Source organism: Streptomyces sp. NPDC041068, from assembly GCF_040647455.1.
Lineage (GTDB): Bacteria > Actinomycetota > Actinomycetes > Streptomycetales > Streptomycetaceae > Streptomyces.
In genome coordinates this window covers 1-15,305 of record NZ_JBEZCG010000035.1, presented here as the reverse complement: position 1 = coordinate 15,305, position 15,305 = coordinate 1, and the positions used below count along the sequence as shown (strand labels likewise).

Genomic DNA, 15,305 nt, shown 5'->3' with positions numbered 1-15,305 from the left:
TTGCTTTTACCTCCTTGCGAGTTGACGTTGCCCGTAGGCCACCGCGCGGGCTATTTCCGTCTCTCCGATGCGGACCACGATTTCCCGGGCCCGCTCGTCGTCCAGCGCCCGCAGAACAGCCGCTAGAGCCTTGTCCCGGGCCGCACTGACCAAAGGGGCCCGCACGGGTCCGGAAAGGCGTACGGGGTCGATACGCGGCACGGTCACCAGGGACTGAAGGCGCGCATCCAACGTGGACTTTTCAGCGTCGATACCGTCCACGATTCCCGGCGGAATCCAACGGCCGATCTCGTCACGCATAAGGCGCGAGGGGCTGTTGATTCCAAGGGCATCGGCAATCGGTCCGGGAATGACGCTCTTGGCCCAACCAAGCAACTTGTCCTTGAGCCACCCGCCCATACCCTTGATGCCCTCCCAGATTCCCCGGGCCAGATCGGCGCCCTTACTGACAAGCAAGCGGCCGAAATCACCTAGCGAATCCTTGATCCGCTTCGGAAGCCCGCGCATCCAATCGACAAATTCGCCAAATTTCTTTACCGCGTTCTTTGAGAAATCGGCTACAAAGCGCCCTGCGTCGCGTACTCCGGTCGCCATGGACGACAGCCACCCGATCACGTCACCTATCCAGCCGATCACGGTTCCGAGCGCTGAGAACAGGGCCGAGAAAATCGGGCCTGCTAGCCGGATGATCACCGGTATCACAGCGCCGAGAATGTCCGCCGCTAGGCGAGCCAGCCATGACACAATGCCCGAGACGACCTCAATCAAGGGGCGCGCTTTCTCGACTACTTCGCGCAGCCTGGCACCGATTGTCTGAACAGCGGGCGCTACGCGCTGCGTGATGAAATCCGACAGGGCCGCAAAGATCGGTTGCAGATTCTCGAATATCGACGTGTAGACCCGCATTACGGCGGGCCAGATGACTTCCAGCAGAATGCGGCCGAGCGCTGACAGAATGGGAACGACAGCCCCGACCACGTTCGTATAGAGCGTCATGAACGCCGGTACGAGCTGATTGAAGAGGACGTTTCCAAGCCCTTGCAGCGCTGGAAGAAGCGACGTTTGGGCGAGGGAAACGAGCCCCTGCAATCCGGGGATGAAAGCGTCTCGCAGAACGGTCCCCGCGGACACGAGCGACTGCCCGAAAGACGCGATAGACGACCCGCCTGCCGAGCTGGAGAACACCCCGAAAAAACCCGATACCAGGTCTTTACCGGCACTCAGTGCGGGGCCGAACGTCGTCCCCAGAAAACTACCGAAAGAGGTCAGCGCGGGTATGACGTTGTCACCCATGAAGTTGGTTAGCCCGACTTCAAGAGTGCGCTTGAACTGCTCGATCCTGGCGCCCGCATTGTTGTGCAATGCGTCGCCCATTTTCTCGGCTGCTCCGCCGGTATCCCCGAGTGCCTTTACGGCGGTCTTGGGGTCCATTGCAAAGAGGGCTTGGCCGAGGTCTTCGGCCTTAGTTCCAAAGAGGCCGACTGCTACGGCGTTCTTTTCGGCAGGGTCCTTAATGGCCTTGATGCCGTCTAGGACTTGCTGCAATCCCTCTTTAGCACCCGCACCGCCCGCGGCAATCTTGCGGGTCATCTCCTCGGCATTGAGGCCGATAGCCTCATATGCTTCGGTGCTGGACTTAGACCCGTCGGTTGCCCGGATCTGAAATTCCTTCAATGCGTCGGCCATAGTGTCGGTATCACGTGCACCCGCCGCCATGCCCTGAGCCATAAGGCCCATAGCGTCAGCACCAGAAAGCCCGAGGTCTCGGAATTTCGTGCTGTATTCGTTGAAGGTGTCCGCCATGTCATCGGCACGCGGACCCATCTTTTGCATTCCGACCGTCAGCAGGTCGAGCGCTTCCGTGCCGTTCTTCGCAAGACCCGTCTTCATCATCTGCCCGACCGCATTAGCGGACTGGCCTAGGTCGAGTTCGAACGTCTTGCTGAGGTTCGTTACCCCGCCGGTAATCTCCTCGATCTGCGCGTTAGTCGCATCCGGCGGAAGGATGCCCGAGCGCATGACTCCGGTTATCGCCCCCGCGGCCTCTTCCACAGAGTCCGTGATTCCGTGGGCGTAGAGCTGACCTGCTGCCTTTCCGTACCGAGCAGCCTCATCCGGGGTCGTGCCCAATTGGGCTTGGATCTTGCCGTTAATGGCGCCCTGGTCGAGAGCGTCCATAAAACCCTTGGTCAGTACCGCCGCAGCAGCGACACCAATAGCGGCTAGACCGCCCTTGAGAATGCCCCCCATCTTACCTTTGAAGCCCTCGCCGGCTGCCGTTCCGCCCTCTTGTCCGGCGCTCTCTGCGGGTCCAGTGACTTGCCGTTGGAGTTCCCCGGCAAAGCCTTGCACTTCGGGGACGATGGACACATAGCCCATTCCCACTTCAACAGCCATGCCGGATCACCCCCCGTTTTCCGGCTGGAACTGCACGAGATAGGCCGCAACCTCTCGCACATCGCGATTCGTCCCGCCGATCCGGTTGGAGCCGACACCAGGGCGGGGAATGGGCTGCGGACGCCGACTCGGTGTTTTCGAGCCCGCGTTCCCGCGCTGCCAATTGGCCTCGCTCAAGCGGTCATGTACCGCGGCGAGTAGCTGTGTCTCCAGCGTCCATACGGAGTCAGGACCGGATATCGCTCGGGCCAATGCAGAGTCGGCGGGAAGACCTGTTATCAGAGCGCGCAAACGGCGCCATGTGAGCCCCGATCCGGGGCGGAACAGGTCGCGCAGATCGGTACCGTAATACCGCTGCAAATCTGCTTCTATGGCCTCGCCGTACTCACTCAGGAGTCGGCAGAGGCCGAGGATTCCCCCAGCGGCGTACCCTCGTGCTTCTGCCACTGCCGGAACAGCTCACCGAGAGCAGCGAGCGGGGCCGGTATCGCGTCGAACTTGGACCACTGCTCGCCAAGCCCCGACTTAAGCAGGATCTCAATATCCCGGGCGCTCGGGTTGTCCACGTTCACCGTGGACAGGACCGACTTATCCAGCTCGCCGGCTGCGGGCATCTCGAATACGAGCCCCGACAGGGTGAACCGAAACGGTTCCTTGCGGGCTTCCCTGACCCATACGTCAAGGTCGAATGCGTTACTCACGTGCTGTACCTCTTACGATCGAGACGGAACGTTTCTGTGATGGATTAAGCGGGCGGGGTCGTCGTGCCCGTCCACGAACCGTCATCGCTGTACTTGTAAGCCACGGTCCCGTCAGCGCCCGGATAGGCGGTAATGGTCAGCTCGTACGCAACCGCTTCGTCGCCCTTATAGGTAATGTCGCCGGTCTCGGTGACTTCCCCGTCCGGGATCACAATGCGAATGTGGTTAGACCCGTCGATCACGTCGAAACCGAAGATGCGCCGGTCTGGTCCCGGGGACTTAATGGCAAGCACGCTCTTGCCGGACGTGGTGGATACCTTCGAGCCCTTGTGGTACAGCTCAAGAACGGTCTTGCTCGTCTCGATGGCGGTAAACGCGAACGTCATTTCAGACGAGCTGATCACCTTCCGGACGGTCTGCCCGCCCTGCCAGCCCTTGATTTCGGTGGCGTCCGTCGAATTGGATTCGGTGATCCCGTCATCCGAGATCCAACCGACATCCGTAAAGGCAGGGTCCCAATTGTCAGTTGCGTTGGTCGGGAGCTTGGACTTTGGCAGCGCCACATAAGCAGCGCCGGTTACTGCAACGCGCACAGCGTTAGCGTTAAGAGGCATAGGTGTCCCCCTGTAGTTAAGGAAAGTGGTGTTTCAGAGAGCGCGTCCGCGCATATGGATTTCCACCGCGAACGCGAAGCGCGGGGCGCTGGTCTGGTCGTCGGGCAGCCACATCGGGCCCCCGACTTCCGACACCCGGTAGACGGTCACTCCGTCGCGCACCCCGGGAAGGTCACCGAGCAGTGCGCGCGAGAGCGCCGCGAGATCATGCGCGGCCGATTCGCTCTCGGCCCAGCAATGCACATCGAGCCGAGGACGGTCCGAAACGGGGGTCTGCTGTGTGCCCCCGATGCGCTGCACCCGAACGAACGTTGGGGGCCGCGGAGTTGGGATACGGGAGACGACAGGAACGGGCCGACCGTGCGCCTTGAGAGCGCCCCTCAGATAGCCCGTCACTACCGCCACCGCATCCGGCATGACGACGACCGGACGGGCCACTAGGCGCCATCCATTCCGCGCAGCAGCGCCGCGCGTGTGCCCTCGGCGTCGTTGTGCTTGACGTAATTGCCGATCACAGCGGCTCGCCAACGCTTGGCGCCTAGAGCCGAGTCGGTGCGGAAATCGCCCCCCGTGCTGGCCTCGGCAGACTCGGCGATTCGCCCCGCGATGCGCTCGACTTCCCGCCCCGCTTCCGGGGTCTTCATGAAGCTGTTAATGCCGCTGTGGTTGGGCCGGAATCTCATCCGTTCACCTCCTTTAGCCGTGCCTCGCTGTGGTGGTGTCGCCCCCCGACGACCCACCGCGCAACGTCCCCGTCGGTGTCGAGCAGTCGGCCCATGGCCACTACGCGATCACCCGGGATCAGGTCGATATCGACTCCGCGACGCGTGATCAGGCGGAGCCCGCTGGTCACCGCGGGGCGGTCCCCGTCGTCCTCGGTGGACTGCTCGGGCTGGACGGACACGCGGCGGACCGTGGTCCTGGTCGCGCTCGACCAATCCCGTTCGCTGGTCGCGTTGCCGTACCGGTCCACCACGAACGGGGCCCGCAGGATCACGACTGTCTGTGTGTAGTGGACCGTCACCAGGGCGGCCCCTGGTCGAGCTGCACCACGGCAGCGCGCGGCCGGTAGCGGGCAAGCTGGTCCCGCTCGATGGGGGCGAGGCTTGCGCCGATCGTCTCGGCCGCATACGTGACGTTGACCGAGCCGACCGACTCTTGCCGTAGATCGCTTGGGTTGGTCAGCACTCGGCCGGCGAGCGTGAGCACGATGGCGCGCACGTCCGCGGGAACCTCGGTGTAGCCGTGGGTGTAGGTGACGACCACGGGCCCGAGCCCGAGCGCACCGAGCCACAGTTGGTCACGCCACACCCGGTACTCATCCGGGCGCAGCACACGGCCACCACGTCGGACCAACTCGACTGACACAACCGGCCGTTGGGGCAGCGACACCGCCTGTCCGCGCGGGGACAGGGCAACGGTCGTTGTCCCCCTGGTGAACCGTTGCCGTGCCTCGCTGCGGACGATGGCGGACGCGGTGTCGAGCACCAGGGCGGCGCCCTCGGGCAGCTCGGTCCTGTCGCGCTGCATCCACGCCGCAAGCTCGTCCACGGTGGCCAATGCGGGGAGTGCCATTCAGCGCCCCCTAATTCACTGTCTGAGCGCCGCACGCCAGACACCGCGCCACGGTCCGCGGGGCCCCGGAGGAATCGAGTACCGGGAAGGACTCGACCCGTTCCGGGGCACCGCAGGAATCCGTGTGCGGAATCTTCGGGGCGGACGCTGCAATCCGCTTACGCGGTGGCATTCCGTCCCCTTCCGTTACGCGGCGAGCACGCCGTTAAGGCGAGCAGCACCACGGCCACCGAACACCGCAAGCCCCGTGTAGAACTCAATGCGGGTGCGGTAACTCGGCTTGGTCTCCAGCTCTCCCAGGTCGGTTACCTGAATGCCGCCATTGGTGAGACCGGTCACCGCTCGGTCGTCCTCGGCCTGGCCGAAGCGCACGGCGTAAATGGACGACGCATTGGTTGCGGTGCCCTGCGTCTCGGTCTGCGGAAGGATGTCCACACCCGCGGGGGTCTGGCCCGGGTCGAGCAGCGGAATACCGTTGTAGGTGGCGACCAGCTTTCCGGTCAGAGCCTCGCGGACCATTTCAAAACCGCCGATCCGGCGAGCAGCCGACCGCACCTTGGCGATAACCGCACGGTTCGCGTACAGCGCCCCGTTCGCGCTGGTCAGGCCCGGGACCTGTGCAACGAGCTGGTCGAGCAGATCAAAGAACGTGTGCGAGTCGTTCGCACCAGCGCCCACGATCGGGGCGCCATCCTTGCCCGCACTGATGACCTGAGCGCCCGTCAGCCGCTTACGCAGCCCGTCAAACCCCTTGGGGTCGGTGGCAACGTCGCCGTTGAAAAACGAGTCCTGGAACTTGTACGACGCGGCCTTGATCTTCATGCGCGTCTGGATAGCCCGCTGGTCGTTGAGATTGCCGCGGGTCTTAACGATGAACTTGTCAACGTCCGCGTCGCCGCCGAGGATTACCAGACTCTCGGACTTCTGGTTCACGGTGCCCGTGGACTCGGCGTATGCCTCATTCACCGCTCGGAACTGAACCCCGGGAAGCGTCGCTTCCTCGTTGTACGCGTAGGAATTGCCCTCGATGGTGAGCAGCGGCAGCCGGTCAAGAATGCTCGACTCCTGTACGAACGTCTCGATAACGCCCCGCTGGAGATCCGTGGTCGAGAGCTTGGCAGCCTCGGGAAGAGTCAGTGCCATGTGTTGAATTCCCCCTGGTTTTGGGCATGAAAAAAGGGACGGCACCGTTTAGGTGCGGTCCCTGGAATGGGTTGCAGAATCGTTTCTGCGAAAGGGTGTTACGCCTCGCCGTACGCGCGCCGCAGACGGTCAAGCGGAGTGGCGGGCTCGGGCTCGGCATCCTCGCGCGGACCGGCGCCCACGTCGCCCCACGCGGGGGCGGTGCCCTGGTCGGCTGCTAGATAGGGCTTGTCCTTGACGAGCTGGTCCACGGCAGCAGCCACCGCGGCAGCGTCGATATCGCCCCCGGAGCCGGCGAGCGAGGCCACGTCCAGCAGCGCGAGCGCGTCCGCCGGATCGCGGAGCTTGCCCGCAGCAGCCGCGCGGAGTTCGGCACGGACGAGCTGTTCCGCAAACTCGGCCTTGATCTCGTCGCGCAGCGCGTCAAGGTCCGTGCCCCGCTGTGCTGCGTTGGACCGGCGGAGCCGTGCCGCTTCCTGCTCGGCCTCGCTCGCGCGCTGCTCGGCAGCCTCGCGGGCAGTCCGCTCGGTCTTCACCGCGTCGGCCTGGTCGCCCTCGGCCCCCTTGCCCGCCTCGCCCTGGTGCGCTGTGCCGGTACCCGTACCGCCCTCGCCCTGGTGCTCGTCCTCGGGGCCGTTGCCCGGGACGTTCTGCGGGTCATCTGCCATTGGTAATCCCCCTGTTAAACGATGTAGCCATACCGCTTGAGCATGGCTATTTGGTGCTCGCGGTTGTTCCCAGCGAGTTTGAAAATGGTCTCTGGCATGAGCCGCGCCGTTTTCGCGCGCTCGTATCGCTTGCCGGGCACTTTCTCGAACTCCGCGCCCATGGCCTTAGCGCCGATACCGCGTTTGGTGGTGCCCTCGGTCGTGACTTTCATCGGGCCCCGCCCCGTGACAGCGGTAGCCATGCCACGGCGGGCATTGATGATCTGCCCGAGATCGGCGCCCGCTTCCAATGCCTTGACCCCGTTGGGTCCGAGCCGCTTTAGCTGTTCCTCGGGGCTCATCTGCCGGAACAGGTCCTCGGGGGTCTTGGTCCCTCGCCACTCGTCATCCGTCATCGGCTCCATTCCGCAGTCACAGCGCGGGTGCCGCTTGAAACCGGTTGAGTAGCTGTACTGACGACCGGACAGGATGATGCAGCGGGCACACGCGGGCAGCCGCACCACGCGCACATACGAGATACAGCGCGGGTGTGCTGCCATGCCGATGGACGTAGCCGTACGGGACGTGTCGGCTATCTGCGTGCTCGCCATCATGGCCATTTGGGTCAGCCCGCGGACCGCCGCGAGTTCGGCGCTTTCGCCGGCTGCCAGAGCCCGAGCCGTGGAAATGGCGGGCAGTTGCAGCAGCGAGGCGAGCGGGCGCCCGTCCGATGCAATGCCGACCAGCGCCGCGGGGTCGAGCACGCCGAGGGGTGCCGCAACAGCCCCTTGCGCGGCCATGGACGCACCGACAAAGAGTTGGGCCCCCTGTGCTGCTGTGAGCTGTCCCGCTGTGACAGCGGCGAGGATCTGACGTCCAGTCTCGCCCTGCATTGCCGAGAGAATCCGGTCAGCGGGCACGTCCCGCCACAGAGCTTGGATCGCTTCCACAACGCCCCGGGAAATGCTCTGTACTTGGCTGTACCGCTCGGCTGACAGCTCGGCCATGCGGGACACTAGGCGGCCCCGGGCAACGCGTCGTCGGGCTCGTCGGGCTCGTCCTCGGGCTGCTCGGGCTTGGGCCCGAACATGTCCGCGACGTTCCCGCCGAGGATTGCCCCCGCGGCATCCGTGCGCATGGTCTTCCATCGCTCGATCTCGTCAGGAGTGACCCCGGGTATGCGCTCCCACAGAGCCTCGTCCGGAACCCCGATTGCCTTCAACTTCACCAGAGCATCGGAGTATTGGGAGTCACTGCGGAACTGCGGGTCACGCCAGACCACCGATCCGAGCGCGAGCGATTCCGCGCGCCCCGACTCGCCTTGTGCCAGTGCCTCTAGCCGCATGATCTCGCGGAGCGCGCTCCCGAAGTGGCGTTGCCTCTCGGTGACCTTTGCGACTAGCCCCGCCTCACTCGCGGCCACACCGTCGGGCGAGACGTTGACGAGCTGTCCCGCCAAGTACGAAGGCGGGGTGCGAGTCTGTGCCGCGATGTGCTGCACCGCAACTTCAATAACCCGCAAGTAGTTGTCGAGATCAGCGGCGGAGAACTCGGCAATGGACGCGCCCTGTTTCTCCAGCCACAGCAGCCGGTCAGAGCGGAAGCGGTCTAGCGGTAGATCCTCCTCGCCGACCACTTCCCCCGTTTCGGGGTCCACGATTTCCCGGACGGGCCGGTCCATACCGAGCACCGCACGGGCAGGAAGCGCGAGCCCATCCGATGCGGTCATGAGGTGAGCCCAAAGGGTGTTCACCGCATCTTGTAGCGGAAGGACTGTCGCAATCTCGCTGCGGGGCTTGCCGTGCAGCCGTGAACGGTTGGGGAGTTCAACCAGCGGCACCACCCCGAGCGGGTTCGGAATGTGGCTCGGCTCGCCGCGGGAAAGCCCCGCCGTGCGACCGGTCCACGCCCCGCCCTCGCGGGTCGGACGCTGCCACCGGTAAACCATGGTCGGCGTAAACAGCGTGGCGAACTCGGTGTCCCAGTCCCGCCATGTCATGAGCCCCGCCTTACGGAGCCGACGACGACCAGGCACATACTCGACTATGGCACTGGACGCGTGCTGAAAGGTGATCTCAACCGGCATCGGTGTTATTCCAGACCAGCGCGTAACTGCGCCCCGTTATGAGCGCTTCCAGCAGCGCTAGACCAATCTCAACGTCGCATTCCGAGCGCTTCCACGCCTGTCCGGCAACCTTGTCAACCGACCCGTCTTCCAGCCGGAAGCCAATCGGCATGAGCCGTTCAACGGTCGCATCCGGGACCACCGCACACCAGTTATCCGAGAACCCGTCAAAGAGCCCGCCTGTCTGCGTGCTGAACTCCGGTGACGCGAACAACAGCGGGCGGTCACCCTCATATGCGTCCGACCACTTCTTAGCGGTGTGCTTACGGCGCTGTAGCTTGCCGTACAGCCGCTCTGTCATCTGTAGCGGAGTCTCCGCCATGCATCCCCCCTTGGGCTATGCGCTCGCCGCACGGGCACGCTTAAGCGGTCGGCGGACATACCCGTCAAGTGCCATGACCGTTGCAGCGATACCGTCAATGCGGGCGCTCGACTTCCCGCGGTCAGGCTTGACCGGACGCATGTTGTCGTTGCCATCCCGGTACACCTCGACCACGCTTGCATTCCAGCGGAGAACAGGGTTACCGCCGTGGTGTATTCGGCCCTCGCGCAGCAGCCTTTCAAGCTCTTTACTGCCGGGGCTCATGCCTAGATACGTCTGCGCGACCGGCACCACGTCCACACCGCGGGTTTTCTGCTCGATGCGCTGGACAAGCTGACCGGCAAACATCCGGTCATAGCTGATTCGCTGCACGTCCAACCGGCGACAGTCCGCAATGATCTGTTTCTCAATGGCGCCATAGTCGATCGCGTCGCCCTCGGTCAGCGTCAGCAATCCGTCATCTGCCCACTGCCGCAAGGGCACTTGTAGCTGTGCCTCTAGCTCGTCTATGCGTTCCTCGGGCAGCCAAAAGCGGCTGACCAACTCCAGCTCGACCCCCGGTTTGCGAGACTCGACAGCGAGCACCCACGCGGACAGGTCAGACACCGCGGACAGGTCCACCCCACCCCACGCGCGCCGGTAGCGGAACCGCTGCTCGTCCACAGCGCCCGAATTCGCGTCCCACACGGGAAGCGAGAGCCACCGCGAGGACGAGCGCATACGCCTGTTGAGACTCAGCCGGCAAAAGGTCGGGAAGTAACTCGGCGTGGATTTGGCCTTGTTCGCCTCGCGTCGCATGTAGGCGAGGGACGGGGACGTACCCAATCCCGGGTTTGCCTTCCGCCATGTCTCCTCGGCGTAAGGGTCGTCGCCTTCCTCGGCAGCCCAGATAACCCCGTAGTGCCCGGGGTCAGAAATCACACTGTCCGCACAGCGGCGGGTGTACGTGTGTTTCTCGTCGTAAATGCTGCCCTCGGTGCCCTCATCTGCGGTCGTGATGAACACGACTAGGGGTTGGTCACGGGCACCCGTGCCAGTTTCGATCGCGTCGATAAGGTCACGACGCTTGTGCACGTGGACTTCATCCACGATGGCACCCGAGACATTCAACCCGTGGGCAGTCTCAGCGATTTTCGACAGGGCCCGGAAGACCCCGCCGGTACGCGGCACGCGAATAAGACCCCGCAGAACCTCCACACGGCCCCGTACGGCCCTGGAAGTCAGCGCCATACGCTTAGCGTCGTCAAAGACGCGTTCGGCTTGCGGAAGGCTGCCAGCAGCCGCGTATACCTCTGCGCCAATCTCGCGGTCAGCGAGCAGCAGCACCAGACCGATACCACTGGACAACGTGGACTTCCCCGCCTTACGGGGAACCTCAATCCACACCGTTCGGGCCACGCGGACCGGTCGTTCCAACTCGGGGTCGAACCAGAGCCATCCGAAGATCGGGGCAATGATCCAGACCTTTTGCCACGGCGCGAGTTTGAGCGGAGTCCCGCCCCAACGCCCCTTCGTGTGCTTCATGGACTCGATAGCCGCAATGGCTCGGTGAGCGGCGGGCACATCGAAATAGGCGCCCTCGCGCTGCGGGGCCTGGTGGGCGAGGACGAGTGGACGGGACTTGACCGCTTCGCCTATCTCGTCCTCGGTCAGCCCGAGTTCTAGCAGCGCGTCATACGGGACCGGAAGTTCGTCAGTCAAAGATCCCGTCATCGTCGCCCCCGCTTTCCGGCGGGGCAATCCGCGTGGCCGACGCGGGCGAGAGCCCGAGTTCACCGACCAGCGAGCGGAAGTGACTCCGGTACTGGTGGGCAATCGTCACCCACGGGGACTTGACGTTCCCGCGCTCCGTCTCGACCACAAGGCCGGAACGGCTCAACTCGCGCTCGGCCTGCCACAGTCGGGCGACCGTCACGCAATACTCAATGGCTGTTTCTCGCTGCGGGTCGGTGAGACCAGCGGAGTGCACCAGGGCGGGAATGGTCCTCGCCCACACGTCCGCCGCTTTCACCCGCACGTCGTCCGACGCGTCCCCCGGAAGTAGCTCGGCCCAATCGGGCTCGACAGGGGACAGCGGGGCGAACCGTGCACCCTCGCTGTTGCGGTCGGGGCGGTAAGTGCCCTCGCGGACCGCTTGAATGTGGGGCTTGGGTTTCTGCCCGGGAATTGCCACGCTAAGTCACCTCCACCGGAACGGCCCAATGAGCCATGCGAGTTTTTTGCCTCCCTGCCGATCTGGAAGGCGAGGGAAGGGGAGTGCCCCCCTGGTCGAGCCGCGAGCTATGTCCGAATTGGCTTCGCATTCGCGGCAGCCCAACCGCCCGGTTGACGCTTCGCGGTCTCTCTGTTGTGACAGCGAGTGCACAACGGCCGTAGCCGATTGAACGCGTCCGGCTCGGCCACGCCTTGCGCCACCAACTCACGTCGGGACAAAGGGAAATGGTCGGCAACCGTGGCCGTGCGACCGCACAGCAGACACCACGGATTGCGGTACAGGTACGCCTTACGGATGCGCTGCCAACGCGTCGTGTAGCCCCGCTCTGCACTCGTACCGCGCTGCTGCTCGGCCTCGCGCTGGTGCTTGGCGCAGCGGCCACCCGTGGTCAGCTCGGGGCACCCGGGGACACTGCACGGGGGGCGGGGCTTACGCGGCAAGGGGGGCACCAGCAACAGGGGCGGGGGTCTTGTCCGCCCGTGCCGTGCCGAACTCGGTACGGGTCTTGAGCTGGTGGCACCCGTGGCACAAGACCTGAACGTTGTTGTCTGTGTCCTCGCCCCCGAGGGACAGCGGGCGCACGTGGTCCACGTCCACCCCGGAAGCGGGGAAGTCGCCCAAGCACCAGTCGCACCATGCCGAGCCCCGTTCCTGCACTCGCCGGCGGAGCCGAGCCGCAGCGTCACGACGGTTCGCCCGTCGCCTGCCCCGTGCTCGTCGGGTGCGGACCGTGGCCCGACCCTCGTACGCCCCGTGGTGCGTCTTACAGCGTCCGCGGTGTGTGGCGGGCTCGGTGCAGTCGATACAGCGCATGTGCGTCCCCCTGGTGGTGCTCGTCGTTGTGGAGTGCCCGCCCCCGGAGTCGAACCGGGGAACTCTGCGGATTGCGTACGGATCTCCCCGAGGGGGCCGGTACCGCGCACCTCTGCCGTTGGGTCAGCGGGCTTGTGTCGCCCTCGCCGCGAGGCGGGGACAACGTGGGGACTGCACGCGCTTACAACCCCTTTCGGCGCCCTGGTCGGGGCGGTTACTCATGGGCGGTGCAGTCCCCGCACGCGTTGCCACACGACCCCCGCAGCCACCCCCCGAGTAACGCGAGGGTGCGTGGTGCACGGGCAACGCTGAGAGAGTGCGGGCACTCGGTCCGCCGGGTTTCCCCCTCGGGGTGGGTGCGCGGTAGTCCCGCTCTCTCTCTGTGCGGAGTAGGGACCGGCGCGTCCGTGCCCGCCGTAGCGGACTCGGGCTCGCTGCTCCCTGCTTCCCCACCTATAGGGACCGAGGAATTCCCGCGCCCTGTCCGCTCGTGCGGTAGGCGGTCCGGGTCGCTCCGTCCCTGCTTCCCCAGTTATAGGGACCGAGGGATTCCCGAAGCCCGAAGAGTGCTGAGGGTGACGACAGAGACCCCGTTCTCTCTTCTCTCTTATTTTTTCTATGCGTTCAAAAAAGTGTCGAAGTTCGTCACTCTCAACACTCCTCGCCCCGCTGTTGCACTGCCCGAGCCCGAGGGCGAGCCGGCGGGCAGCCCTTGAAGCGCCCCGTACGCCCGTGTGCGGGCACAAGAGAGCCCCGGCGGTCCCGAGGGACTACCGGGGCGAGTCGGGGCGGGTGTACTGCATTTCCGTACTGCGTGGAATGGCTCCGTCCCTACCCCGCGCACTCCATGTCGGCGCGGGGTGTAGTGAGCTTATCGGGCTGCTGCGGGGGCGATTCCTACGCTGCGAGGGGCACCCGCTTGACTGCTGCGGGCTCGATCACGCGGACGCTGCTGCCCGGGGTCGGGGTGTCCCCGCGTACGTCGGAGTCCAGCGCTTCGGCGACCGCATCGAGTGCTTCCGCGGCGGGGTCCAGCTCCCCAGACATGGTGAACGTGACGCGCCGTACGTCGAGCTTGCGCCACCCGCCACGGACACCGCGCCGTACGTCGAGCCGCACACCCGCTTCGTTGAGCATCGCTCGTCGTCCCGCTGTGTCCTTGTCGGCCCACTCGTCGGCGAAGGTGCGGCCGGTCGGGGTGACGACGCGTTGCGGCTCGACCTTTTCGCGGGACTCCAGCTCGGCTATGCGGCTGTCCAACGCGTCCGCTCGTTCCTGCCATGCGTTCGCCGCGTGCTTGGACTTCTGGCGCCCCTGCTGCCGCTGGTGCTCCTCGAACTCCGTCAATGTGGCGCGCAACTCGGGCTCGGGGTCGTAGCCGGGGATCTCGACAACGTGGGTGGTCTGAATGGTGCCGACCAGCCGCAGGAACTCGGCGGTTACGTACTCGTCCACCCATGACGCACGGATGTTGGCGGGTGCCTCGCAGTTGTCGCCCCGGGCGTGGTGGTTGCACTTGTAGAACGGGTTCACGCTCGCGCCGTTCTTGGTGGGCTTGGACAGGTACATGCGGCCCCCGCACGAGTCGCAGTGGATCACCCGCAACAGAAGCGCGTCGGTGTCCTTGCGGTCCCCGTTCTCGATGCTGCGGGAGTCGAGCAGTGCCCCGATGCGGTCGAACTCTTCCCGCGTCATGATCGGGTGTTCCGTCGCCATGATCGGGTTGCCCTCGGCGTCCCGGACGGGCTTGCCCTTGTGCATCTTCCAGCCGAGCAAGGTCGGGTTGCGGAGCATCCGGCCGATGACAGCGGGAGTCCACTTGAACACGTCGCGCACAACGTGCGACCCCTTGGCCCCGCCGGTCTTCCCGCCCTTTTCGCGCTTCATCTTCACGGCCCAGTGATCACGCGGGCTCGGCACGCTGTCCACATTGAGACCCGCAGCCACCGCCGAAACGGTCGCCCCCTCCAACAGCTCTCGGACGATCCGTTCAATGATCGTCACCGCGTCGGGGTCCGGGACGAGCGTCCAGCCCACCCCGCCGTGTTCTGCGGGCATCGGGGCGGGCATGTAGCCGTACGGGGGGCGACCGCCACCGCGCCACCGAAGCGGCATCTTGCGGATAGCGGCCATGGCGCCCAACACGCGGTCCTTGATGCTCTGCGACTCGACCTGTGCGGCGAAAGCCAACATGAGCATCATGAGTTCGCTCATGGGGTCCATGGGGTTGCGGAAGTCGAACACGAGCCGACCCCCGCCGATGCCCTCGGCAAAGACGAGCATCTTTCGGTGTTCCTTGGCCCACTTGGCAAGCTCGTGCATGTGCGCCATGGACCGGATGGCACGGTCAAAGCGCCACCACACCAGGGCGTCAAAGTCATCGGGGCGAGCGAGCCACCCGCCGAGCTGCGGACGGTCGAACGGGCCGAACGCGGACGCGCTCACGTCAAGGTCTACGGCCTCGCGGAGCTGGGCACCCTCGCCAAAGTCAATGCCGAGGGCTGCGGCTGCTATGTCGTCGGCCTCGCGCTGACGTTCGGGGCTGGTGGTCTCGTCGGTGAGCACGGACAGGCGTACGCAACGGACACCCCGAAGGGTCTCGGTTTCGTAGACCGTGCCCGCGAGCGGGTTTCGGGGTGTGCTGGTCATCCCTCCTGTAGGGACCGAGGAATTCCCGGGACCGCCCTTGACCAGCGTCGATGCCACCATGCCGCACACTCCAGAACGTCAAGTTCTGAGTGTTGGGAGACCCC

Annotated in this window: 16 protein-coding genes; all 16 read right to left on the bottom strand. The window is 65.0% G+C overall.

From position 1 onward, the window contains the following. Window positions 1–6: 6 nt before the first annotated feature. Window positions 7–2,397, bottom strand: a complete 2,391-nt coding sequence (locus AB0B50_RS43420; protein WP_362343250.1) for a phage tail tape measure protein — start codon at window positions 2,395–2,397, stop codon at window positions 7–9. A gap of 389 nt (window positions 2,398–2,786) precedes the next feature. Beyond that, window positions 2,787–3,098, bottom strand: coding sequence for a hypothetical protein (locus AB0B50_RS43415; RefSeq protein ID WP_362343247.1), 312 nt, complete (start codon window positions 3,096–3,098; stop codon window positions 2,787–2,789). 44 nt (window positions 3,099–3,142) lie between these two features. After that, window positions 3,143–3,691, bottom strand: coding sequence for a hypothetical protein (locus AB0B50_RS43410; protein ID WP_362343244.1), 549 nt, complete (start codon window positions 3,689–3,691; stop codon window positions 3,143–3,145). Window positions 3,692–3,745: 54 nt separating this feature from the next. Then, on the bottom strand, window positions 3,746–4,012 hold the full coding sequence (locus AB0B50_RS43405) for a hypothetical protein (protein WP_362343241.1): 267 nt from the start codon (window positions 4,010–4,012) through the stop codon (window positions 3,746–3,748). Window positions 4,013–4,149: 137 nt separating this feature from the next. Continuing rightward, window positions 4,150–4,395: a hypothetical protein gene (locus AB0B50_RS43400; protein ID WP_362343238.1), complete on the bottom strand. Its 246-nt coding sequence runs from the start codon at window positions 4,393–4,395 to the stop codon at window positions 4,150–4,152. Next, on the bottom strand, window positions 4,392–4,736 hold the full coding sequence (locus AB0B50_RS43395; protein ID WP_362343235.1) for a hypothetical protein: 345 nt from the start codon (window positions 4,734–4,736) through the stop codon (window positions 4,392–4,394). Before AB0B50_RS43395 ends, AB0B50_RS43400 begins: the two co-directional genes overlap by 4 nt. After that, window positions 4,733–5,287: a hypothetical protein gene (locus AB0B50_RS43390; RefSeq protein ID WP_362343233.1), complete on the bottom strand. Its 555-nt coding sequence runs from the start codon at window positions 5,285–5,287 to the stop codon at window positions 4,733–4,735. Before AB0B50_RS43390 ends, AB0B50_RS43395 begins: the two co-directional genes overlap by 4 nt. Window positions 5,288–5,473: 186 nt before the next feature. Continuing rightward, window positions 5,474–6,430, bottom strand: coding sequence for a major capsid protein (locus tag AB0B50_RS43385; protein ID WP_362343231.1), 957 nt, complete (start codon window positions 6,428–6,430; stop codon window positions 5,474–5,476). A gap of 98 nt (window positions 6,431–6,528) precedes the next feature. Further along, complete coding sequence (locus AB0B50_RS43380; RefSeq protein WP_362343228.1) at window positions 6,529–7,098, bottom strand: hypothetical protein; 570 nt, start codon at window positions 7,096–7,098, stop codon at window positions 6,529–6,531. A 14-nt stretch (window positions 7,099–7,112) separates the two neighbouring features. Next, complete coding sequence (locus AB0B50_RS43375) at window positions 7,113–8,084, bottom strand: hypothetical protein (RefSeq protein ID WP_362343225.1); 972 nt, start codon at window positions 8,082–8,084, stop codon at window positions 7,113–7,115. 8 nt (window positions 8,085–8,092) lie between these two features. Beyond that, complete coding sequence (locus tag AB0B50_RS43370; protein ID WP_362343222.1) at window positions 8,093–9,076, bottom strand: phage portal protein; 984 nt, start codon at window positions 9,074–9,076, stop codon at window positions 8,093–8,095. A gap of 76 nt (window positions 9,077–9,152) precedes the next feature. Beyond that, window positions 9,153–9,524: a hypothetical protein gene (locus AB0B50_RS43365; protein WP_362343219.1), complete on the bottom strand. Its 372-nt coding sequence runs from the start codon at window positions 9,522–9,524 to the stop codon at window positions 9,153–9,155. A gap of 15 nt (window positions 9,525–9,539) precedes the next feature. Further along, window positions 9,540–11,048, bottom strand: a complete 1,509-nt coding sequence (locus tag AB0B50_RS43360; protein ID WP_362343216.1) for a terminase TerL endonuclease subunit — start codon at window positions 11,046–11,048, stop codon at window positions 9,540–9,542. Between the two features lie 169 nt (window positions 11,049–11,217). After that, window positions 11,218–11,697: a P27 family phage terminase small subunit gene (locus AB0B50_RS43355; RefSeq protein ID WP_362343214.1), complete on the bottom strand. Its 480-nt coding sequence runs from the start codon at window positions 11,695–11,697 to the stop codon at window positions 11,218–11,220. Between the two features lie 471 nt (window positions 11,698–12,168). Then, window positions 12,169–12,552 carry an HNH endonuclease signature motif containing protein gene (locus AB0B50_RS43350; protein ID WP_362343211.1) on the bottom strand — a complete coding sequence of 128 codons (384 nt, stop codon included), beginning with the start codon at window positions 12,550–12,552 and terminating at the stop codon, window positions 12,169–12,171. An 897-nt stretch (window positions 12,553–13,449) separates the two neighbouring features. Beyond that, a complete protein-coding gene (locus AB0B50_RS43345; RefSeq protein WP_362343208.1) occupies window positions 13,450–15,201 on the bottom strand; it encodes a recombinase family protein in 1,752 nt (583 codons plus the stop codon). Window positions 15,202–15,305 lie beyond the last annotated feature (104 nt).

What these genes read in the sequence shown, in the direction of transcription:
- AB0B50_RS43420 (WP_362343250.1), bottom strand. Translation starts at nt 2,397, where the DNA reads ATGGCTGTTGAAGTGGGAATGGGCTATGTGTCCATCGTCCCCGAAGTG.
- AB0B50_RS43400 (WP_362343238.1), bottom strand. Translation starts at nt 4,395, where the DNA reads ATGAGATTCCGGCCCAACCACAGCGGCATTAACAGCTTCATGAAGACC.
- AB0B50_RS43390 (WP_362343233.1), bottom strand. Translation starts at nt 5,287, where the DNA reads ATGGCACTCCCCGCATTGGCCACCGTGGACGAGCTTGCGGCGTGGATG.
- AB0B50_RS43385 (WP_362343231.1), bottom strand. Translation starts at nt 6,430, where the DNA reads ATGGCACTGACTCTTCCCGAGGCTGCCAAGCTCTCGACCACGGATCTC.
- AB0B50_RS43380 (WP_362343228.1), bottom strand. Translation starts at nt 7,098, where the DNA reads ATGGCAGATGACCCGCAGAACGTCCCGGGCAACGGCCCCGAGGACGAG.
- AB0B50_RS43375 (WP_362343225.1), bottom strand. Translation starts at nt 8,084, where the DNA reads ATGGCCGAGCTGTCAGCCGAGCGGTACAGCCAAGTACAGAGCATTTCC.
- AB0B50_RS43370 (WP_362343222.1), bottom strand. Translation starts at nt 9,076, where the DNA reads ATGACATGGCGGGACTGGGACACCGAGTTCGCCACGCTGTTTACGCCG.
- AB0B50_RS43365 (WP_362343219.1), bottom strand. Translation starts at nt 9,524, where the DNA reads ATGGCGGAGACTCCGCTACAGATGACAGAGCGGCTGTACGGCAAGCTA.
- AB0B50_RS43360 (WP_362343216.1), bottom strand. Translation starts at nt 11,048, where the DNA reads ATGAAGCACACGAAGGGGCGTTGGGGCGGGACTCCGCTCAAACTCGCG.
- AB0B50_RS43350 (WP_362343211.1), bottom strand. Translation starts at nt 12,552, where the DNA reads ATGCGCTGTATCGACTGCACCGAGCCCGCCACACACCGCGGACGCTGT.
- AB0B50_RS43345 (WP_362343208.1), bottom strand. Translation starts at nt 15,201, where the DNA reads ATGACCAGCACACCCCGAAACCCGCTCGCGGGCACGGTCTACGAAACC.